Here is a 21001-nt window from a genome sequence, read left to right as displayed (position 1 = left end):
TTGCCGTTTTGCTGGGTGGCCGGAAGATTGTTCCAGAAACTTCGTAAAGCACCGCCGCAATTGCCTCTGCGACATCGAGAGGACGATCCGGCCAGTTCCACGCCCATAGAGGAACGCCAAGGGAACTCATCGGTCGCGCCATCTTCCATCTGGCGCGAAGACCAATCACATCCTCTTGTCCCCGTCGGAGCGGCCACGCCTGCCAATGCGTGCATTGCGCAGGATGCGCCCAAGGCCGGCACTGTTGATCTGCTGCATCTGCTGCCTGCTGATGCGCCCGCTGGCCATATCCGCTTCGTCTTGCGCACGGGATAGGGCTTTCCGGCGCATTCGCTCGACAAAGGGGGCCTCATCTCCCGGCTTGCCTTGCCGCTTGCCCGCCGGCTTGCGCCTGTTGCATGGGTCATCCGAGTGGTCCGACTGCGTCATGATCTGCCTCCGTCGCCTGCAAAGGCCGAAATCAGCTCTTCAAGATTGGCGATGTCCTCCGATTGGCGCAAGCTGTCGTCGCGACAGATCCTGATGGCTTGCAGACCCGCAGCCCGCGGGCCGTGGATGTCGGATGTCGCGCTGTCACCCACCATCATGACCGCCGCTGGTTTGATGCCCAGGCGTTCGCAGACGAATCCGAAAAAACGCCTCTCGGGTTTTACCGCACCCACCTTCCATGCCAGGCAACGACCAAAGGCGCACCCCAAGGCCGAGAAGGTGCAGCCCTCACCCGCTGAACAATCCTGGCGACGGCGGGTTCGTCTTGCGGTCGCTCAAGGCGGCTACCGCCTCACGCATCCTTGTGTGACCAGAAAATGCGATCACGCGGAAAGGTTGCGGCGTATTGCCGGTGGAGAAACGGCGAAGCTGCTGGGGTGATGCCGGTCCTGTGCACCCAGGCCTCGACGAAATGTTCGACCCTCAGATGCCCGGACTCGCGGGTCAAGGCCTGCTCGATTGCCTGCTTCACGATCAGGATGACCAGTCCCCACGGTCGCTGGGATCCGCTGGCGACGCAGCGGTTGATTGATGATCTGCTTGTCGGCGCGGTGCCGGTCTATGTCGCGATGCACGACTGGTGCAGCCTAGCGGAGGCCGCATCAAGGTTGCAGCTGACGGTTCCCGAGGTGATCGAACGAATCCGGGATGGCCGGCTCTCTCGGGTGGGGAAGTATCTGCAACGATCCGGATTTGTCTCGGTTCTGGTCAATCTCGGCCATGTCGGACAGGAGGGCGAGGCGGTTTCCCTGGCTGTCTTCGCCAGCTCTGAAGGGTTGCGCACTGCCGAACTGGCGACGCCCATCCGGCGGATGGGCTTGCCCTTTCGTCGGATCCGGGGGCCGCGTGGCGGCGATCAGTTGCGGTTGACGGCGACCGATCGGCAGGCGTTTCACGACCGTTTCATCAGTTTTCGCACACTGGGGGGCAAGGCGCGCATGGATTGGGACAGCCTCCGGCAGCGCCTTGATGCGCGCGGAATTGTCCCGGCGGGCGGCAGCGCGCGTATCTACGATCGCAGCCACGTCGCCGATCTGCTGGCGTAAACCGCGCTGCCGGAGAAATTCCGCTTGACGGGTTTGCGCACGCTATTGCTTTCGCTTGCGCACGCTTATCCTTTCTTTTGCAGCAACCAGTCCCCACCTCACCCGAGCATCGGTTTCCCGGCAACATAGGTCTGGGCGATGGCGCGGTCGTCGCCGAGTATCTGCAGGATGAACAACTCCTCGGCCAGGGTCTCGGCCCGGTCCATGCGCAGCGCCATCGCGGGCGTGGCGCGGCTGTCGAGCACCACCAGGTCGGCATCGCTGCCGGGGTCGAGCGTGCCGATGCGGTCGGCTATGCCGAGCGCCAGGGCATTGCCGCGCGTCACCCAGTGGAAGGCGGCATAGGGATGCAGCTTCTGGCCGCGCAACTGCAGGATCTTGTAGCCCTCGTTCAGGGTCTGCAGCATCGAGTAGCTGGTGCCGCCGCCGACATCGGTGGCGATGCCGCTGACCACGCCCGCAGCGCGCAGGCCCGCCTCGTCGAAAAGGCCCGAGCCCAGGAACAGGTTCGAGGTCGGGCAGAATACCGCGCGCGAGCCGGTCTCGGCCATGCGGGCGATCTCGCGCGGTTCCAGGTGGATGGAATGGCCGAGCAGCAGCTTATCCGAAAGCAACCCATAGGTCTCGTAAATGTCGAGATAGTCGCGCGCCTGCGGATAGAGGCTGAGGGTGAAGGCGATCTCGTCCCTGTTCTCGGACAGATGCGTCTGGATATGGCAATCGGGATGTTCGCGCACCAGCTGCCCGGTCATCTCCATCTGCTCGGGCGTCGAGGTGATGGCGAAGCGCGGGGTGATGGCATAGTGCTGGCGGCCGCGGCCGTGCCATGTTTCGATCAGCCGCTTGCTGTCGTCATAGCCCTGTTGCGGGGTGTCCAGAACCGCCTCGGGGGCGTTGCGGTCCATCATCACCTTGCCGGCGACCATCGCCATGCCCCGCGCCTCGGCGGCCGAGAACAGCGCCTCGGCCGATTGCGGATGCACCGAGCAGAAGGCGACGGCGGTGGTGGTGCCGTGCGAAAGCAGCAGGTCGAGGAACTTCTCGGCCATCAGCGGCGCATGGCCCTGCTGGGCGAAACGCGATTCCTCGGGGAAGGTATAGGTGTTGAGCCAGTCGAGCAGCTGCGCCCCCCAGCTGGCGATCACCTGCACCTGCGGGAAATGGATATGGGTGTCGATGAAGCCGGGCAGGATCAGGTACGGTCGGTGGTCGATCTCCGGCAGGGCGGGGTCGCGCAGGCTGGCATAGTCGCCGATGGCCGCGATCTTGCCGTTCTCGGTGATGACGGCGCCGTCCTCGTGATAGGTGAAGGCGTTCTCGGTCTCGGCGGGGTCGGCGTGGAAGGAGAGCGTGCGCCCCCGGATCAGCTGTCGCATGGGTATTTTTCAAACGGTGAAACGGTTTCGGTCAGGCGGCCGATGATTTCGGCGGCGGTGAAGGCGGCGATGACCTCGGGGCGCTTGTCGCGCGACCAGCCGGCGCCGATCGGACAGGTCAGCCGGTCGGTATCGAGCCCCTGGGCGCGGGCGAAGCGGCGGAACTGCACCAGTTTCGTCCGGCTGCCGATCATGCCGATATAGGGTGCGTCCATCCGGCGCAGCGCCTCGGCCGCCAGCAGGAAGTCCAGCGCGTGGTCATGGGTGACGATGATGTAGCTGGTGCCGAAGGGGGCCTTGCGGATCTCGGCCTCGGGCAGGGGGGTGAGGCGGGTCTCGCCCGTCGCTTGCGCCAGTTCGCTTGCGCGCTGGTCGATCAGGACCGGGCGCAGCGGCAGGAGCGCCAGGGCCCTGGCGAGCGCCCGGCCGACATGGCCGGCGCCGAAGATCAGCACCTGCGGATGTTCGGGGCCGGCCGGGGCTTCGGCGACGCGGGTCAGGGCAAGCTCGACCCTTCCGCCGCAGCACTGGCCGATCTCGGGGCCCAGCGGCACGTCCATGCGGGCGGCAGCCTCGCCGCGCGCCAGCATCTGCCGGGCGCGGTCGATGGCCATGTATTCCAGCTGGCCGCCGCCGATGGTGCCCCGCACCGTGCCGGGGGTGACGAACATCGCCGCCCCTTTCTCGCGCGGCGAGGAGCCGCGCGTGCGGGTGATCTCGACCCGGATCATGGCCGCAGCCGCTCGATGGCCATCAGCACGCGCTCGGGGGTGGCCGGGGCGTCGATGCGCGGGTTTTCGCGGTAGCCGTTGAACGAGGCCACCGCCATGTTCAGCGCCTGGAAGACCGAGATGCCCAGCATGAAGGGCGGCTCGCCCACCGCCTTCGACCGCTTGATCGTCGCCTCGCGGTTCACCGACCAGTCGGCCAACGCGACGTTGAAGACCTTGGGCCGGTCCGAGGCCAGAGGGATCTTGTAGGTCGAGGGCGCGTGGGTGCGCAGCCGGCCCTTCTGGTCCCACCACAGTTCCTCGCTGGTCAGCCAGCCGGTACCCTGCACGAAGGCGCCCTCGACCTGGCCCTTGTCGAGCGCGGGATTCAGGCTGCGGCCCACGTCGTGCAGCACGTCGGCGCGCTCGATCACGTATTCGCCGGTCAGCGTGTCGACCGAGACCTCGGAACAGGCGGCGCCATAGGCGAAGTAATAGAACGGCCGGCCCTGCCCGGTGTCGCGGTTCCAGTGGATCTTGGGGGTCTTGTAGAAGCCCGCCGCCGACAGCTGGATCCGCGCCAGATAGGCGGTCTTGATGAAGTCCTCGAAGGGCATCTCCTCCTGGCCGATCTGCACCGTCTCGCCGATGCTGACCAGTTCGGGCGGCACGCCCTTGGCCTCGGAGGCGAAGGCGGTCAGCCGCTCGATCAGCTGGCGGCAGGCGTCCAGCGCCGCCATGCCGTTCAGGTCCGAGCCCGACGAGGCCGCGGTCGCCGAGGTGTTCGGCACCTTCTCGGTCGTGGTCTTGGTGATCCTGATGCGGTCGATGCTGACCCCCAGCGCCTCGGCCACCACCTGTGCGACCTTGGTGTTCAGGCCCTGGCCCATCTCGGTGCCGCCGTGGTTCAGGTGGATCGAGCCGTCGGAATAGATGTGGATCAGCGCGCCGGCCTGGTTGTACCAGGTCGCGGTGAAGCTGATGCCGAACTTGACCGGGGTCAGGGCGATGCCCTTGCGGATCGCGCCGCCCTGTTCCTGGGCGCGGGCGTTGAAATCCAGCACCGCCTGGCGGCGGGCGTGATAGTCGCTGCTGGCCTCCAGCTCCTCGAAGATGCGCGGCAGGATCTGGTCCTCGACCTCCTGGTGATAGGGGGTGAGCTGGCCGTTCTGGTAGAGGTTCAGCTTGCGGATCTCCAGCGGGTCGCGGCCGAGCTGATAGGCGATGTCCTCGACGATGCGCTCGGCCATGACCACCCCTTGCGGGCCGCCGAAGCCGCGGAAGGCGGTGTTCGAGCAGGTGTTGGTCTTCATCGGATGGCTGCGCAGCTCGACCGCCGGGTAGTAATAGGCGTTGTCGGCATGGAACAGCGCCCGGTCGGTCACCGGCCCGGAGAGGTCCGAGGAAAAGCCGCAGCGGGCGTAGAAATCGGCGTCGACGGCGTGGATCTTGCCGGTCTCGTCATAACCCACCTCGTAGTCGATGACGAAATCGTGGCGCTTGCCGGTGATCGAGAAATCGTCGTCGCGGTCGGGGCGCAGCTTGACGGCGCGCTTGAGCTTCTTGGCCGCCAGCGCCGAGATGCAGGCGAAGGGGTTCATCTGCGATTCCTTGCCGCCGAAGCCGCCGCCCATGCGGCGCACGTTCACCACCACGGCGTTCGAGGGCACGCCCAGCACATGGGCGACCATGTGCTGCACCTCGCTGGGATGCTGGGTCGAGACGTTGACCGTGACCTCGTCGTCTTCGCCGGGGATCGAGAAGGCGATCTGGCTTTCCAGGTAGAAATGCTCCTGCCCCCCGACCGTCAGCCGGCCGGACATGCGGCGGGGCGCGCGCTCCATTTCGGCCATGTCGCCGCGCTTGAGCTTCAGCGGCTTGGTCACATAGCCCAGCCCGGCGTCGCGGGCCGAAATGGCGTCGATGGCGAAGGGCAGTTCCTCGTATTCCACGCGGGCCAGCTGGCAGGCGCGGCGGGCCTGGTCGCGGGTCTCGGCCACCACGGCGAAGATCGGCTGGCCATGGAACTGCACCTCGTCCTCGGCCAGCAGCGGCTCGTCGTGCAGCCCGGTGGGCGAGATGTCATTATGGCCGGGAATGTCCGCGGCGGTCAGCACCAGATGCACGCCGGGGGCCTTGCGCACCGCGTCGAGATCCATCGAGACGATGCGGCCATGCGCGACGGTGGAAAGGCCCAGATAGGCGTGCAGCGTGCCGACCGGCTCCAGCAGGTCGTCGGTGTAATCGGCCTGGCCGGTGACATGTTTCACGGCCGAGTCGTGGATGATGGGGGTATGGGCGGCGCCCTTGACGAAAACGTCCTGTTTCATTCGACCCTCCTCAGGCGGTGGTCTGCGCCCTGCTGTTCAAGCCAGAAGCGGCGGAAGAAGTTGGCGGCGAGTTGCTGGCGATATTCCTTGCTGGCCCGCCAATCGCTGAGCGGCTGGAAGTCGCCCGCGACCGCGCGCGCGGCGGCCTCGAAGGTCTCGGCGGTAAAGGGCTGGCCCTTCAGCGCCGCCTCGGCCTGGGTGGCGCGTTTCGGCGTCGCGGCCATGCCGCCGAAGGCGACGCGGGCGTCGATGATCGTGGCGCCGTCGGTTTCCACCCGGAAGGCGGCGGCCGAGGCGGTGATGTCGGCGTGATGGCGCTTGCTGACCTTGTAGGCGGCGATCTTCGCCTCGCCCTTCAGCGGCACGGTGATCGCCTCGACGAATTCGCCGGGGCGGCGGTCCTGCTTGCCGTATTCGATGAAGTAATCCTCGATGGGCAATTCCCGCGTCCCCTCGGCGCTGCGCAGCCGCAGCGTGGCCCCCAGCGCGATCAGCAGGGGCGGCGTCTCGCCGATGGGCGAGCCGTTGGCGACATTGCCGCCGATGGTGCCGGCGTTCCTGACCTGCCAGCCGCCGATGCGCAGCCAGTAATCCTCCGCCTCGGGGAAATGCTGGCGCAGGAAGGGCTCGAACTCGGTATAGGTCACGCCGGCGCCGATGGTGACCCGGTCCTCGGCGATCTCGATCCGCTTGAGGTCGGCCAGATGGCCGATGAACACGGCCGGAGAGATGTCGCGCAGGAATTTCGTCACCCACAGGCCCACGTCGGTGGCGCCCGCGACGATGGTGGCCTTGGGGTTCTCGGCCAGCACCTGCGCCAGGTCGGCGGCATCGGCCGGCAGGATGGCGCGGTCCTCGCCGCGCGAGACCTCGACCCGCTCGGCCGGGATGGCTTGCAGGGCGGCGGCGACGCGGTCGCGCTCGACGGTCAGCGCGTCCATGTGCTGCCCGCCGGCCTCGCTGGCGGCGAAGGCGGCCTTCACGATCGGCTCGTAGCCGGTGCAGCGGCAGAGATTGCCTTGCAGCGCGGTCTCGATCGCCAGCATGTCGGGGCGCGGGTTCTGCATCCATAGCCCGTAAAGCGCCATGACGAAGCCCGGCGTGCAGAAACCGCATTGGCTGCCGTGATGCTCGACCATGGCGGCCTGGACCGGGTGCAGCCCGCCATCGGCGCCGCGCAGATGCTCGACGGTGACGATATGGCAGCCGTGGCACGAGGCCAGGAAGCGGATGCAGGCGTTGATCGGCTCGTAATGCAGCCGGCCTTCATGCAGCCGTCCGACCAGCACCGTGCAGGCGCCGCAATCGCCTTCGGCGCAGCCCTCCTTGGTGCCGGTCAGGCGGCGGTTCAGCCGCAGGAAGTCCAGCAGCGTGTCGCGCGAGCCCGCCTCGGTCAGGCGGATCTCGGTATTGTTCAGAAGAAAGCGCAATTCGTGGCCCATTCGGTCCTCGCTCGGGATGGCTGGGTATGGGAAAAGCCTAGATGCGAATTGCTCTTTGCGAAATCTCGGATTGAGCATAAGACTTTCAGCGATTCCTTGAAAGAGGCGGGTTGAATCCATGCCATATCTTGAAAGTCTGCGGGTCTTCGTCCGGGTGGTCGAACTGGGCTCGATCACTGCCGGCGGGCGCGACCTGCGCATGTCGCCGGCCGTCGCCTCGAACCGGATCAAGGATCTGGAGACGCGCTATGGGGTGCGGCTTCTGAACCGCACCACGCGCAAGCTGGTGCCGACCGAGGTGGGGCGGGCCTTCTACGACAATGCCCGGCGGGTGATCGAGACGCTGGACGAGGCCGAGGCGGTGGTCTCGGGCTTTTCCGGCATGCCGCATGGCGCCTTGCGGGTGACGGCGCCCCTGGGGCTGGGGCGGCGGCTGATCGCGCCCCTGGTGCCGAAATTCTGCGACGAGTATCCCGGCGTCGAGGTGCGGCTGCGGCTGTCGGACCGCAACGTCGACATCATCGCCGACGGCATCGACCTGGCCTTCTTCCTGGGCGAGCCGCAGGATTCGGCGCTGAAATGGCGGCGGATCGCGGAATGCCGGCGCGCGCTGGTGGCGACCCCCGACTACCTGGAGCAGCACGGCCGCCCCGAGCGCCCCGAGGATCTGACCGCGCATAACTGCCTGTTGCTGCGCTATCCGAGGAGCCCGGAATATTACTGGGTGCTGCAAACCCCCGAGGGGCCGCAGAAAATGCTGGTGAACGGCAAGTTCGACGCCGATGACGGCGACGTGCTGAGCAACTGGGCGCTGGGGGGCAGGGGCATCGTCAACCGCCCGCGATACGAGGTGGCCGAGCATCTGGCCTCGGGCCGGCTGGTCGAGGTGCTGCCGGATTACCCGCCGATCCCTTCGCAATTCGGCGTGCTGACGCCGCATCGCCGCCTGCAGGATCCCAAGGTGCGGCTGTTTGCCGATTTCATCGCGCGGGAGGTGCGGGGGGTGTTTGCCTGAGCGGGTTCAGCGCCGGGCCTCGGTGAGCATGCGCAGGGCCAGCCCGGCCAGCACCGTGCCCATCAGCCCGCGCTGGACCAGCAGCCATGCCGGGCGTCCGGCCAGAATGACGGCGATCTGGCCCGCCGCCAGCGCGATCAGCGCATTCACGCTGACGCTGACGGCAATCTGCACCGTGCCGAGCGCCAGCGATTGCGTCAGCACGCTGCCCGCCTCGGGCCGGATGAATTGCGGCAGCAGCGACAGGTACATTACGGCGATCTTGGGGTTCAGCAGGTTGGTGAGGAAACCCATGGCGAACAGCCGGCGCGGGCTGTCCGGCGGCAGGTCGCGCAACTGGAAGACCGAGCGCCCCGCGGGCCGCACCGCCTGCCAGGCCAACCACAGCAGATAGCCCGCGCCGGCGATGCGCAGCGCGTCATAGGCATAGGGCACGGCCAGCACGAGAGCAGTGATGCCGAAGGCCGCGCAAAGCATGTAGAAGACGAAGCCGGATGCCACGCCGGCCAGCGAGATCAGGCCCGCCCGCGGGCCCTGGCAGATCGCGCGCGAGACCAGATAGACCATGTTCGGTCCCGGCGTCAGCACCATGCCAAGCGCGATGGCGGCAAAGGCCAGAAGCTGGACGGTGGCGGGCAAAGGGGCGCTCCTGGACATGACAAGGCCGCCCCGAGCATAGGGCGGCGGTATGGCAGGCTCAAGCGCCCCGTCTCAGTTCGACGCCAGGGTCTTGGGCAGGCTGCGATACCAGTCGATGATCGCCTGGCGTTCCTGCGGCTCCATGAAGCTGACATTGGCGGGCGGCATGGCATCGGTCACGCCGGCCTGGATGAAGATCTCGCGCGCGGCGCGGGTGATGTCGTCGGGGGTTTCCAGCAAGACGCCCTTGGGCGCGGTGTGGATGCCCTCGTAAGAGGGCTCCCTGGCATGGCACATCGAGCAGCGGCCCATCACCGCGTTATAGGCGTCCTCCCAGCCGGGCGCCTCGACCATCGCCTGCTGCGAAGGCGTCAGGACGCGCGCCTCGGCCTCCTCGAGCGTCTGGCGGAACATCGGCGCGGTCGAAAGCCACATCACGATGATGAACAGGATCGTCGTCACCGCCCAGGTCCACCATTTCATGCCGCCGCCGGCATGCATGGTGTTGAAGAAGTGGCGGATGGTCACGCCCATCAGGAAGACCAGCCCGGCGATCACCCAGTTGTATTCCGTCGCGAAGGCCAGCGGATAGTGGTTCGACAGCATCAGGAAGACGACCGGCAGGGTCAGGTAGTTGTTATGCGTCGAGCGCAGCTTGGCGATCTTGCCGTATTTCGGATCGGCGGGACGCCCGGCCTTGAGGTCGGCGACGACGATGCGCTGGTTCGGCATGATGATGAAGAACACGTTCGCCGTCATGATCGTGGCGGTGAAGGCGCCCAGATGCAGCATGACCGCGCGGCCGGTGAAGACCTGGTTATAGGCCCAGCCCATGACCATCAGCAGCACGAACAGGATCAGCATCAGCAGGGTCGGGGTCTCGCCCAGCCTAGACTTGCACAGGTTGGTATAGATCAGCCAGCCGATCGACAGCGAGCCGGCCGAGATCAGGATGGCCTGCCAGGGCGCCAGCTCCATCTTGGCGGGGTCGATCAGGAACAGCTCGGAGCCGACCCAATAGGTGACCATCAGGAGCGCCGCCCCCGAGATCCAGGTCATGTAGCTTTCCCATTTGAACCAGATCAGATGCTCGGGCATCCGCTCGGGCGCGACCAGGTATTTCTGGATGTGGTAGAAGCCGCCGCCATGGACCTGCCATTCCTCGCCATGCGCGCCGGGCGGCAGGCCGGGCACCTTGCGCAACCCCAGGTCGAGGGCGACGAAATAGAAGGACGAGCCGATCCAGCAGATGGCGGTGACGACATGCGTCCAGCGGATGGCAAAGGCGAGCCAATCCCACATGACGGCGAAATCGGACATGTTCTGTCTCCTGTCTAGCTGGGGAAAGACTAGCCGCTTCGCGGGGTTGCGAGTATTCACGCATTTCCCCTTGCTGTCTTAACGATGCGTTGAAAATCTTTTGCCGGGTCCTGCGGAAACGAAAAAGAGGGGGCTTTGCCCCCTCAGGCCCCAGGGGCCTTTCACCCCCAGGGTATTTGGAAAACGGAGAAAAGCGCCGGTGCTTCAGCTGCCGCGATAGGTCGAGAAGCCGTAGGGCGAAATCAGCAGCGGCACGTGGTAATGGTCCTGTTCCGACATGCCGAAGCGCAGGGGCACCTGGTCGAGGAAGCGGGGCTTGGCCGCCTGGTGCCCCTGGGCGTCGAGCCAGGCGCCGACATGGAAGACCAGTTCGTATTCGCCGGTCTGGAATTCCGCCTCGGGCAGGATGTGCCTGTCGGTGCGGCCGTCGTGGTTGGTGACGGTTTCGGCGATCAGCCGGCGCTCGGGGTCGAGGCGGTAGAGTTCGATCCGCATTCCTTCCGCGGGCGTGCCGTTGGCGGTGTCGAGCACATGGGTGGTCAGATAACCGGGCATTGTCTTCCTTTCCTTGTCAATCTGCGAGCCGGGCAATGGCGGCGCGGGCCTGTTCGTTCAGGCGATTCGCATCGGCGGTCAGCAGGCGGTGATCCTGCACCACGAGGCGACCTTCCACATAGACCGCGCGCGGGCGGATCGGGGCGCAAAAAACCAGCGCCGCCACCGGATCCCATTCTCCGGCGGCCGGCAGCTCCGAGACGTCCCACAGGACCAGGTCGGCGCGTTTGCCGGGCTCGAGTGCGCCGATGTCGCTGCGGCCCAGAACCCGGGCGCCGCCGAGCGTGGCGATCTCCAGCGCCTCGCGCGCGCCCAGGGCGGCGGGGCCGTCCTTGAGGCGGGCGACCAGCATGGCCTGGCGCGCCTCGAGCCCCAGATGGCTGCAATCGTTGCTGGCCGAGCCGTCGACGCCCAAGCCCACCGGCACGCCCGCGTCGCGCATCCGGCGCACCGGGGCGATGCCCGAGGCAAGCCGCGCGTTCGAGCAGGGACAATGCGCGACCCCGGTGCCGGTGCGGGCGAAGAGGTCGATTTCCTTCTCCGACAGTTTCACGCAATGGGCGTGCCAGACATCCTCACCGGTCCAGCCCAGGCTTTCGGCATAGTCGCCGGGCAGCATGCCGAAGTTTTCCAGCGAATAGGCGATGTCCTCGTCGTTTTCCGCCAGGTGGGTGTGCAGCCGCACGCCCTTTTCGCGGGCGAGGATGGCCGCGTCGCGCATGAGTTCCCGGCTGACCGAGAAGGGCGAGCAGGGGGCGAGACCCACCTGCACCATGGCGCCGGGATTCGGATCGTGGAAGGCCGCGACCAGGCGCTCGCTGTCCTTGAGGATCGCGGCCTCGTCCTCGACCAGTGCGTCGGGGGGCAGGCCGCCCTTGGACTCGCCGATCGACATGGCGCCGCGGGTGGCGGTGAAGCGGATGCCGATTTCCGCGGCCGCCTCGATGCTGTCGTCGAGCCGCGCCCCGTTCGGGAACAGGTAGAGGTGGTCCGAGGAGCAGGTGCAGCCCGAGAGCGCCAGTTCGGCCAGGCCGATCCGGGTGGAGAGCCGGATGTCCTCGGGGGTCATGCGGCCCCAGATCGGATAGAGGGTGCGCAGCCAGCCGAACAGCGCCGCATCCTGCGCGGCCGGGACGGCGCGGGTCAGGGTCTGGAACAGGTGGTGATGGGTGTTGACGAAGCCGGGGGTGACGACGCAGCCCCCGGCCTCGACGATCTCGGCGCCTTCGGCGGAAAGACCCGGGCCGACGGCGGAGATGACCCCGCCGTCGATCAGGATGTCCCCGCCTGCGATCTCGCGCCGGGCGCCGTCCATGGTGACCACCACTTCGGCGCCCCTGATGAGCAGGCGTTTCGTCATCAATGCGCCTCGGCGGCGTGGGCTGCGGCGGCGATTTCCTCGTCGCTGGCATGCGGGGCGCCGTTGAAGAACCAGTTCAGCAGAACTGCGGCCACAGCGGCCAGCAGGATGCCGGAATGGATCAGCGTGTGCAGCGAATGCGGCAGCCACTGGTTGAAATCGGGCGCGATCATCGGCACCATGCCGAGGCCCAGCGAGACGGCGACGATGAACAGGTTGTGCTTGTTGCCCTTGAAATCCACCGTCGAGAGGATGCGGATGCCGGTCGCGGCGACCATGCCGAACATCACCAGCCCCGCGCCGCCCAGCACCGTGGTCGGCAGCGATTCGACCAGCGCGCCCATCTTGGGGATCAGGCCCAGCACGATCATGATCGCGCCGCCCGCCACGCAGACGAAGCGCGAGCGCACGCCGGTCACGCCCACCAGCCCGACGTTCTGGCTGAAGGAGGTATAGGGGAAGGTATTGAACAGCCCGCCGATCGCGGTGCCCAGCCCGTCCACGCGCAGCCCGGCCGACAGCGCCTTGGGCGTCATCCGGCGGCCGCAGATGTCGGAAAGCGCCAGGAACATGCCGGTCGATTCGATCATGGTCACGAACATGACCAGAAGCATGGTCAGGATCATCACCGGGTCAAAGATCGGCATGCCGAAATGCAGCGGCTTGATCGGGGCGAACCAGGCGGCCTCGGCGATGCCCTCGAAATGCATCATGCCCATGGCCGCGGCCAGCAGCCCGCCGATGATGATGCCGAGCAGCACTGCGATATTGGCGACGAAGCCCCTGGCATAGCGGGCGATCAGCAGGATCGCGGCCAGCACGGTGATGCCGATCAGGATGCGCGACAGCGAGGCGTATTCCGGGTTGGGCACGGTCGGCATCAGCTTGACGCTTTCCGGGACGTCGCCGGCGGTGCGGGCGGCCTCCAGCCAGGCCTGGGCGGCGGGATCGACCAGTTGCGGCGCGGTCGGGCCGACCGGCAGGCCGAAGATCCAGTTGATGCCCACCGGCATCAGGCTGACGCCGATCACCAGGATCACCGTGCCGGTGACGACGCTGGGGAAAAAGCGCAACAGCCGGCTGACCAGTGGCGCGAAGAAGATCGAGATGAGCCCGGCGGCCATGATGGCGCCGAACATCATCCGCGCCCCCTCCTGTCCCGGATTGGACGAGGCGATGGCGACCATCGGCCCGACGGCGGCGAAGGTCACGCCCATCATCACCGGCAGGCGGATGCCGAACCATTGCGTGGCGCCAAAGCTCTGGATGATGGTGACGATGCCGCAGACGAACAGGTCGGCGGAAATCAGGAAGGCCACGTCCTGCGGCGAAAGCTGCAGGGCGCGGCCCACGATCAGCGGCACCGCGATGGCGCCGGCATACATGACCAGAACATGCTGGAAGCCCAGGGCCAGCAGTCGAGGCGCGGCGATGCGCTCCTCGACCGGGTCAAAGCCGGGGCTGGTGTCGATGGCTTGCATTCGTCCTATACCTCCCTAGTTTCAGGACGTTACCCGTTAAATCTCGACTTCTTGCGCCAGTCCTTCTTGTTTTGCGATTTCGAGGACTTTTTGCGCGACCGCCAGATCCTGCAACCCGACGCCGGTGCCGTCGAAGATCGTGACCTCGGCATCCCCGCGGCCCGGATCGTCGCCCGCGACGACGGCGCCGAGTTCGCCGATCTGATCCTCGCGGATCAGGCCCGAGGCGATGGCGTGCTGGCATTCGCCGATGCTGACCGACTGCGCGACCTCGTCGGTGAAGACCCGGGCGCGCGCGACCAGCGCCGGGTCCAGTTCCTGCTTGCCCTTGGTGTCGGTGCCCATGGCCGCGATATGCGTCGGGCCCTTGACATGCTCGTTCAACAAGAGGGGCGAGAAGGACGAGGTGATCGAGATGATCACATCGGCCTCGGCCCCGAGCCGGTCCAGCTCGACCGCCTCGAAGGGCAGGCCCAGTTCGGCCGCGGTATCGGCAAGGCGCGACAGCATCTCGGGATGCGGGTTCCAGCCGATGACCTTTTCGAACCGGTGCACATTGGCCGCCGCCCGCATCTGGAAGGCGGACTGGTGGCCGGCGCCGATCATGCCCAGCACCTTGGCACCTTTCGGCGCCAGATGCTTGATCGACACCGCCGAGGCCGCCGCCGTGCGCAGCGCCGTCAGCAGGTTGCCGCCCACCGCCGCCGAGACCCGGCCGGTATCCGGGTCGAACAGGAAGACGGTGGACTGGTGGTTGATCAGCCCGTGCTTCTGGTTGTTCGGCCAGTAGCCGCCGGCCTTCAGCCCCAGCGTCAGGGCCGCGGCATCGAAGCCGCCCTTGAAGCCGTAGAGCGCGTCCTCATGGCCGATGGCCTCGCGCACCACGGGAAAGTTGTAGGCCTTGCGCCGGGCCATCGAGGCGAAGACCGCCTCGATGGCCTCGAAGGCCGCCTCGGGGGTCATCAGACCCGCGATTTCCTTTTCGGCGACGACGAGCATCAGTAGCCCTTCCCGCGCGCCGAGACCGGCCAGACCGTCTCGACCTTGCCGTTCCGCACGCCGACATACCAGTCGTGCACGTTGCAGGTCGGGTCGCAATGGCCCGGCACCAGCCGCAGCTTGTCGTTGACCTTCAGGACGCCGTCCTTGTCCTCGACCACGCCGTGCTCGTCGCTGCACTTGATGTATTTCACGTCGTCGCGGCCATAGACGAAGGGCAGGCCGCTATCGACCGACTGCGCCTTGAGGCCGGCATCGACCACCGCCAGATGCGGCTTGGCGTGCGACATCACCGAGGTCAGGATGAACAGCGCGTTTTCCCATTCGCCCTGGTCGATGCGCTTGCCCTCGGCATCGTGGATGCGGCCGTAATCGGCATCCATGAAGGCGTAGCTGCCGCATTGCAATTCGTTGTAAACGCCCGAATTGCTTTCGAAATAATAGGACCCCGTGCCGCCGCCCGAGACGAATTCGGGCTTGAGCCCCTCGGCCTCCAGCGCGTCGACGGCTTCCTTCACCTGGGCGATGGCGGCGTCCAGTTTGGCCTTGCGGTCCTCGAAGCTGTCCATGTGCTGCATGGCGCCCTGATAGGCCTGGATGCCCTTGAAGGTCAGGTTCGGGGCGGCATCGGCGGCCTTGGCGATCTCGACCACGGCTTCCTTGGTGGTCACGCCGCAGCGGCCGGCGCCGCAATCGATCTCGACGAAGATGCCGAGCTCGGTGCCGTGGCGCTGCGCGGCGGCCGAGAGGTCGGCGATATTGGCCAGGTCATCGACGCAGACCGTCACCGTGGCGCCCAGCTTGGGCAGCCGGGCCAGGCGGTCGATCTTGGCCGGCTCGCGCACCTCGTTGGTGACCAGCACGTCCTTGATGCCGCCGCGGGCAAAGACCTCGGCCTCGCTGACCTTCTGGCAGCAGACGCCGACGGCGCCGCCCAGCGACTCCTGCAGCTTCTGCACGTCCACCGACTTGTGCATCTTGCCGTGGCTGCGGTGGCGCATGCCGTGGGCCTTGGCATAGTCGCCCATCTTCCTGACGTTGCGCTCCAGCGCGTCCAGGTCGAGGATCAGGCAGGGCGTCTGGATCTCGCTCTCGTCCATGCCGGGCAGGGCGGGAATGTCGTAGCCGACCTCGTAGCCGGAGAAATCCGTTTTCGCGTTCATGGCACTCTCCTCAATTCGGGTTCAGTTCCACGGCAGCTTGTCGAGATCGACATTGCCGCCGGTGACGATGATGCCGACACGCTTGCCGGCGAAGGCTTCGGGGTTCTTCAGGATGGTGGCCAGCGGCACGGCGCTGGAGGGCTCCATCACGATGCGCAGATGCTTCCAGATCAGCTTCATCGCATCCACGATCTCGGCATCCGAGGCGGTATAGATCTCGTGGACGTGGTTCTTGACGAAATGCCAGGTCAGATCCTTCAGCGGCACCAGAAGCCCGTCGGCGATGGTCTTGGGCGCATCGTCGGCGATGATATGGCCGGCCTTGAAGCTGCGATAGGCGTCGTCGGCCTGCTCGGGCTCGGCCGCGATCACCTTGACCTCGGGCGCCAGCGTCGAGAGCGTCAGGCAGGTGCCCGAGATCATGCCGCCGCCGCCGATCGGGGCCACCACGGCGTCCAACCCGTCGGTCTGCTCGATCAGTTCCTTGGCGCAGGTGCCCTGGCCGGCGATCACCCGCGGGTCGTTATAGGGATGGACGAAATCGCCGCCGGTCTCGGCCTGCACCTTGGCGAAGGTCTCTTCGCGCGAGCTGGTCGAGGGCTCGCATTCGGTGATCTTGCCGCCGTAGCGGCGCACGGTGTCCTTCTTGGCCTGCGGCGCGGTGCGGGGCATCACGACGTTGCAGGGAATGCCGCGCAGCATCGCTGCGTAGCTGAGACACGAGGCATGGTTGCCCGAGCTATGCGTGGCGACGCCCTTGGCCGCCTGCGCCTCGTCGAGGCCGAAGACCGCATTGGTGGCGCCGCGGACCTTGAAGGCCCCCGGCTCCTGGAAGTTCTCGCATTTGAAGAACAGCTGCGCGCCGGCAAGCTCGTTCAGATAGTCCGAGGTGCGGACCGGCGTGCGGCGGATATGCGGCTTGATGCGCTCATGCGCGGCCAGCATGTCCTCATAGGTCGGGATATACATGGCGTCCCTCATCCTCAGGCGGCTTTCTTCTGCGCGGCGGCGGTGGTCTGGCGGTAATGTTCCTGCGCGGCGGCGACGCCCGAGCCCAGCTTGATCGGCAGGCCGAGGTCGGCCATCACCATCTCGGCGGTGGCGATGCCCGACAGCGCCATGGCGTCGGTCAGGCTGCCCAGGTGGCCGATGCGGAACACCTTGCCCGCGACCTGGCCCAGGCCGGTGCCGAAGGCCATGTCATAGGTCTCCAGCGCATGGCTGACGATCAGGTTGGCGTCGAAGCCCTCGGGGACGCGGATGGCGCTGACGCTGTCCGAATAAAGCTCGGGGCGGACGGCGCAGAGCTTCAGCCCCCAGGCCTCGACCGCGGCGCGCACGCCGCTGGCGATGCGGTGGTGGCGGGCAAAGACGTTCTCCAGCCCCTCGGCCAGGATGCGCTCGCAGCTCGCGTTCAGCCCGTTGATCAGGCCGACCGGCGGCGTGTAGGGATAGCCGTTGCGGGCATAGCCGGTTGCCATGTCGCGGATGTCGAAGAAGGTGCGCGGCAGGCGCGCGCTTTCGACCGCCGCCATCGCCTTGGGCGAGAAGCCGACGATGGCCAGGCCCGGCGGCAGCATGAAGCCCTTTTGCGAGCCGGTGACGGCGATGTCGACGCCCCATTCGTCCATGCGGAAATCCATCGAGCCGATCGAGGAAACGCCATCGACAAACAGCAGCGCCGGATGCTTGGCCGCGTCCAGCGCGCGGCGGACGGCGGCGATGTCGGATTTCACCCCGGTCGCGGTCTCGTTATGCGTGGCCAGCACGACGCGGATCTCGTGGCCCTTGTCGGCGGTCAGGATTTCCTCGAAGCGGTCGGCGGGGATGCCCTCGCCCCAGGGGGTCTCGACGAAGGTGACGTCGAGCCCGTGGCGCTGGCACATGTCGATCCAGCGATGGCTGAACATGCCGTTGCGCGCCGCCAGCACCTTGTCGCCGGGCGACAGCGTGTTGGTGATCGCGGTTTCCCAGCCGCCGGTGCCAGTCGAGGGGAACAGGAAAACCTGCGCCTGCGTGGTCTTGAGGACTTTCTTCACGCCCTCAAGCGCCGGATGCAGCATCCGGCCGAACACCGGCGAGCGGTGGTCGATGGTGGGCATGTCGACGGCCTTGCGCATCTCCTCGGGGATGTTGGTCGGGCCGGGGATGAAGATAGGGTTCTGGCTGGTCATGGCAATTCCTCCTGCGCTTGTGGACCAAGCTACGTTTTGCTGTCCATTGATGCAATTTTTCTGAAAAATATTTCGCAATCACGGAAAAATGGCTTAAAGTGACGTTGAATCAGCCGGTTGGTCTTTTCCAAAGCCCAGGGGGCATTTTCAAGAAATTGAAAAAGTTGTCGAAAGGAAAAATTGAATGTCGGTTCAGATCCGCAAAAGGGGCCGCCCGAGGGGCCGTGCCGGCGGTTTGGGCGCCGAGGATTCGGGCGGCATCCGGGCGCTGGACCGGGCGCTGGACATCCTCGACCTGATCGCGGTTTCCAGCGGGTTGACCCTGACCGAGATCGCGCAGCGGCTGGACATGGCGCCCTCGACCGTACACCGGGTTCTGGTGACGCTGGCGGCACGGGGGGTCGCGGAAAGCGACAGCCAGACCCAGGCCTGGCATGTGGGCCCCACGGCCTTTCGCCACGGCTCGGCCTTCATGCGCCGCTCGGGCCTGGTCGAGCGGGCGCGGCCGCTCTTGCGCCGGCTGATGGAGGTGACGGGCGAGACGGCGAACCTGGGCATCCTGAACGGCGACGCGGTGCTGTTCCTGAGCCAGGCCGAGACGCATGAGACGATCCGCGCCTTCTTTCCGCCCGGCACGCGCTCGGCGCTGCATGCCTCGGGGATCGGCAAGGCGCTGCTGGCCCATGCCCGGCCGGCGGACCTGAAACGCATGATCCGCGAGATGCGGCTGGAGCGGTTCACCGAGATGACCCTGACCGACCCGCAGGCGCTTCTGGACGACCTGGCCTGCATCCGTGCCCGCGGCTATGCTCTGGACAACGAGGAGCGCACCCCCGGCATGCGCTGCATCGCCGCGCCGATCTTCGACCTGGCGGGCGAGGCGGCGGCGGGGATCTCGGTCTCGGGGCCGAGCCTGCGCATGTCGGATGCGCGGCTCGAAGCCATGTCCGAGGCGGTGATCGAGGCCGCGCGCGAGCTTTCCCTGGGCATGGCGCCGGCTTCGCGCGCCGACGAAAGCGGCTGATTCGTCCAATTGTGGCCCGGAAGGGCTTTCATTCCTGGGAAGAATGCCGGGATTTCCCGGCCTTTTGTGCATTAATCATCGATTCACGTTCAGTTCACGCCGCCCGGCCTAGCTTCGACGCAACCTGTGACCGCGTCCGCCTGCCGGGTCCGAAAGATCCGGCGCGTGTCCTGCAAGGAGCTTCGGCATGGAAGATTTCGTTTCCCGATCCGATCCCGGCTTCGATGGGATGCAGCAATTGCACCCCCGGCCGGGTCGGGAAACGGAGGTGGCGGCGGATCCTGCGGAAGCCGCCGAGATGCCCGGCCTCGCCCCCCGGCTCTATGGCGCCTGCAGCGTCGAGACCTATCGCGCCGCCGGGGCGCTGCATGCCGCGCATCGCGATGCGGGCGGGTTCCTGGATGTGGTGGACCGGTTCGCCACGCCGGATTTCTGGCGCCGGGACGCTGCGGTGAAATCCTGGATCTACGACCGGCAGGCGATGGAACATGCGCCGGGCCGGGACATGGATTCGGTGCGGGTGTTCTATCACGCCGGCCATGGCCGGATGGAGGATGACGGGGTGTTCCACCTGCCGATGGGGGCGCTCTGGACCGGGGCCGACGCCTGCCTGACCTCGGAACGCATGCGGCTGGGCACGGACAGCCTGCGCTATCTGTTCTGGTCCACCAGCCAGTCGCTGCGCGTCGGGCGGGGCTTCAGCCCGCTTTACAGCTGGGCGCGGGCCAATGACGGGCTGCGGATGCTGTTCGGCTTTGATTCGATCTGCTGGGATTCGGGCCGCTATGGCGCGAATTTCTGGCGCCATTGGCAGATGGGCAAGCCCTTTGCGCAGTCCTGGCTGGACAGCGCCTGGGACATCGCGCCCGATCAAAGCCCGGTCGCCTGTGCCTGCGCGCCCGATCGCGAGGCGGCGCTGGCCATGCTGTTCGGCGAGCGGCGCTTCGCGGCGCAGCGCGGCGGGACGCAATGCTGGGCCTGGCGCTGGCACGCGCCGCGGGCGCTTTACCAGCGCGAAGCGGCGCTGACCGAACCGCCGGCCGAGTTCGGCGCCGTGCGGCTGGTGCCGGTGACCGAGGATCGCGCCCTGGCCCGGTCGGTGTTGTCGCGGCTGGGGCTGGGACCGGCGCTGGCGGGCCTTGAGGCGCAGGACGCGGTCTCGGCCGGCCGGGGGGCGCTGCGCTTCCAGCGCCGGCCGGACGGGCATATCCTGCTGGAACTGGAGCCCGGCGCGCCGGGACGCGGCGGCCTGCGCGAGATGCCGCCGCGCCGCGCCCTGGTCAGCCGCGCCCGGTCCGTGCTGCGGTCATACGGCTTTCTGCCGGCGGGGATCGAGCTGGTCTTCGACCGCGTCTCGCTGGCGCTTTCGGCGACGGCCAGCCTGCGCCGGCTGGACGAGCCGCCGGCGGAAAGCCTGGACGAGATCATCGTGCAGTTCCGCCAGGCGATCGACGGCATCCCGGTGCTGACCCCGGATGCCGGCACGCTGCGGCTGGCGATGCGGCCGGACGGCACCGTGCTGCGCATCGAATCGACCCTGCGCCGGGTGGCCGAGCGCATGGCCCCGCGCGCCCATCGCCACGGCCTGCCCGACGACCCGCCGCCGCCTGCCCGGTCCGAGGGCCTGCCCGAGCCCGAGCCGCAGGCGATCACCCGCATCCTGGCGCAGCATTCGGCGCGGCTGATGCGCGACCTGGCCGCGCGCGGGGCGGCGCCGCTCAGCCTGCGCATCCTGCCGGGCACCACGGAAATCGGATACGGAATCCGCAGCAACACCGCGCGTCTCGTCGCCCGCCAGGGCATCGAGATCGAATGCGTGCGCGGCTTCCGCAAGCGTTACTGGATCCAGTCTGACCTGGGTGACTGACGATCCGGTAG

General features: G+C 67.0%; 19 protein-coding genes. 4 read left to right on the top strand and 15 right to left on the bottom strand.

The window, feature by feature from the left end:
* Nucleotides 1-165: 165 nt before the first annotated feature.
* A complete protein-coding gene (locus tag ACDP63_RS07685) occupies nucleotides 166-429 on the bottom strand; it encodes a hypothetical protein (protein ID WP_024845929.1) in 264 nt (87 codons plus the stop codon).
* Nucleotides 426-662 carry an HAD family hydrolase gene (locus tag ACDP63_RS07680; protein WP_179921181.1) on the bottom strand — a complete coding sequence of 79 codons (237 nt, stop codon included), beginning with the start codon at nucleotides 660-662 and terminating at the stop codon, nucleotides 426-428. Before ACDP63_RS07680 ends, ACDP63_RS07685 begins: the two co-directional genes overlap by 4 nt.
* A 306-nt stretch (nucleotides 663-968) precedes the next feature.
* Here ACDP63_RS07680 and ACDP63_RS07675 point away from each other — a divergent pair, with 306 nt between their 5' ends.
* Nucleotides 969-1535 (top strand): hypothetical protein, encoded by a 567-nt coding sequence (locus ACDP63_RS07675; RefSeq protein WP_147277941.1) that lies wholly within the window; start codon nucleotides 969-971, stop codon nucleotides 1533-1535.
* 98 nt (nucleotides 1536-1633) lie between these two features.
* Here ACDP63_RS07675 and guaD read toward each other — a convergent pair whose 3' ends face one another.
* From guaD to xdhA, 4 genes are read right to left on the bottom strand one after another with little or no spacing between them, the layout of a single operon-like run.
* Nucleotides 1634-2911 carry a guanine deaminase gene (guaD, locus tag ACDP63_RS07670; RefSeq protein ID WP_024844801.1) on the bottom strand — a complete coding sequence of 426 codons (1278 nt, stop codon included), beginning with the start codon at nucleotides 2909-2911 and terminating at the stop codon, nucleotides 1634-1636.
* A complete protein-coding gene (gene xdhC, locus ACDP63_RS07665; RefSeq protein WP_024844800.1) occupies nucleotides 2899-3642 on the bottom strand; it encodes a xanthine dehydrogenase accessory protein XdhC in 744 nt (247 codons plus the stop codon). Before xdhC ends, guaD begins: the two co-directional genes overlap by 13 nt.
* Nucleotides 3639-5951, bottom strand: coding sequence for a xanthine dehydrogenase molybdopterin binding subunit (gene xdhB, locus ACDP63_RS07660; protein WP_024844799.1), 2313 nt, complete (start codon nucleotides 5949-5951; stop codon nucleotides 3639-3641). The genes xdhC and xdhB overlap by 4 nt, the downstream gene beginning before the upstream one ends.
* Nucleotides 5948-7393, bottom strand: coding sequence for a xanthine dehydrogenase small subunit (gene xdhA / locus ACDP63_RS07655; protein ID WP_409927886.1), 1446 nt, complete (start codon nucleotides 7391-7393; stop codon nucleotides 5948-5950). Before xdhA ends, xdhB begins: the two co-directional genes overlap by 4 nt.
* 118 nt (nucleotides 7394-7511) lie before the next feature.
* Between xdhA and ACDP63_RS07650 the strand changes: the two genes are divergently transcribed.
* The gene (locus tag ACDP63_RS07650) at nucleotides 7512-8408 is read left to right on the top strand and encodes a LysR family transcriptional regulator (protein WP_024844797.1); all 897 of its coding nucleotides are present in this window, start codon (nucleotides 7512-7514) and stop codon (nucleotides 8406-8408) included.
* Between the two features lie 6 nt (nucleotides 8409-8414).
* Here the strand turns inward: ACDP63_RS07650 and ACDP63_RS07645 are convergent, their stop codons facing one another.
* The 9 genes from ACDP63_RS07645 to bhcA all read right to left on the bottom strand — a co-directional run bounded on the left by ACDP63_RS07645 (nucleotide 8415) and on the right by bhcA (nucleotide 18099).
* Nucleotides 8415-9047, bottom strand: a complete 633-nt coding sequence (locus ACDP63_RS07645; protein WP_024844796.1) for a LysE family translocator — start codon at nucleotides 9045-9047, stop codon at nucleotides 8415-8417.
* 72 nt (nucleotides 9048-9119) lie between these two features.
* Nucleotides 9120-10367 carry a urate hydroxylase PuuD gene (locus tag ACDP63_RS07640; protein WP_024844795.1) on the bottom strand — a complete coding sequence of 416 codons (1248 nt, stop codon included), beginning with the start codon at nucleotides 10365-10367 and terminating at the stop codon, nucleotides 9120-9122.
* Between the two features lie 204 nt (nucleotides 10368-10571).
* Entirely contained in the window at nucleotides 10572-10922 is a 351-nt protein-coding gene (gene uraH / locus ACDP63_RS07635) for a hydroxyisourate hydrolase (protein ID WP_024844794.1), read from the bottom strand.
* 16 nt (nucleotides 10923-10938) lie between these two features.
* Nucleotides 10939-12282 (bottom strand): 8-oxoguanine deaminase, encoded by a 1344-nt coding sequence (locus tag ACDP63_RS07630; RefSeq protein WP_024844793.1) that lies wholly within the window; start codon nucleotides 12280-12282, stop codon nucleotides 10939-10941.
* Nucleotides 12282-13763 (bottom strand): nucleobase:cation symporter-2 family protein, encoded by a 1482-nt coding sequence (locus ACDP63_RS07625; protein WP_024844792.1) that lies wholly within the window; start codon nucleotides 13761-13763, stop codon nucleotides 12282-12284. Before ACDP63_RS07625 ends, ACDP63_RS07630 begins: the two co-directional genes overlap by 1 nt.
* A 36-nt stretch (nucleotides 13764-13799) precedes the next feature.
* Nucleotides 13800-14762, bottom strand: coding sequence for an iminosuccinate reductase BhcD (bhcD, locus tag ACDP63_RS07620; RefSeq protein WP_024844791.1), 963 nt, complete (start codon nucleotides 14760-14762; stop codon nucleotides 13800-13802).
* Complete coding sequence (bhcC, locus tag ACDP63_RS07615) at nucleotides 14762-15925, bottom strand: 3-hydroxy-D-aspartate aldolase BhcC (RefSeq protein ID WP_024844790.1); 1164 nt, start codon at nucleotides 15923-15925, stop codon at nucleotides 14762-14764. Before bhcC ends, bhcD begins: the two co-directional genes overlap by 1 nt.
* Before the next feature lie 21 nt (nucleotides 15926-15946).
* The gene (gene bhcB / locus ACDP63_RS07610; protein WP_024844789.1) at nucleotides 15947-16906 is read right to left on the bottom strand and encodes a beta-hydroxyaspartate dehydratase BhcB; all 960 of its coding nucleotides are present in this window, start codon (nucleotides 16904-16906) and stop codon (nucleotides 15947-15949) included.
* A gap of 2 nt (nucleotides 16907-16908) precedes the next feature.
* The gene (gene bhcA, locus ACDP63_RS07605; protein ID WP_024844788.1) at nucleotides 16909-18099 is read right to left on the bottom strand and encodes an L-aspartate--glyoxylate aminotransferase BhcA; all 1191 of its coding nucleotides are present in this window, start codon (nucleotides 18097-18099) and stop codon (nucleotides 16909-16911) included.
* Between the two features lie 184 nt (nucleotides 18100-18283).
* On the opposite strand from bhcA, the gene bhcR reads away from it, so the two are divergent.
* Both bhcR and ACDP63_RS07595 read left to right on the top strand, forming a co-directional pair.
* Entirely contained in the window at nucleotides 18284-19123 is an 840-nt protein-coding gene (gene bhcR / locus ACDP63_RS07600; protein WP_409927885.1) for an HTH-type transcriptional regulator BhcR, read from the top strand.
* A 187-nt stretch (nucleotides 19124-19310) separates the two neighbouring features.
* On the top strand, nucleotides 19311-20990 hold the full coding sequence (locus tag ACDP63_RS07595) for a DUF6345 domain-containing protein (RefSeq protein WP_024844786.1): 1680 nt from the start codon (nucleotides 19311-19313) through the stop codon (nucleotides 20988-20990).
* Nucleotides 20991-21001: the final 11 nt, after the last annotated feature.

Source organism: Paracoccus sp. P2, assembly GCF_046335115.1.
Lineage (GTDB): Bacteria > Pseudomonadota > Alphaproteobacteria > Rhodobacterales > Rhodobacteraceae > Paracoccus > Paracoccus pantotrophus.
This window is presented reverse-complemented; position numbering and strand designations above follow the sequence as displayed.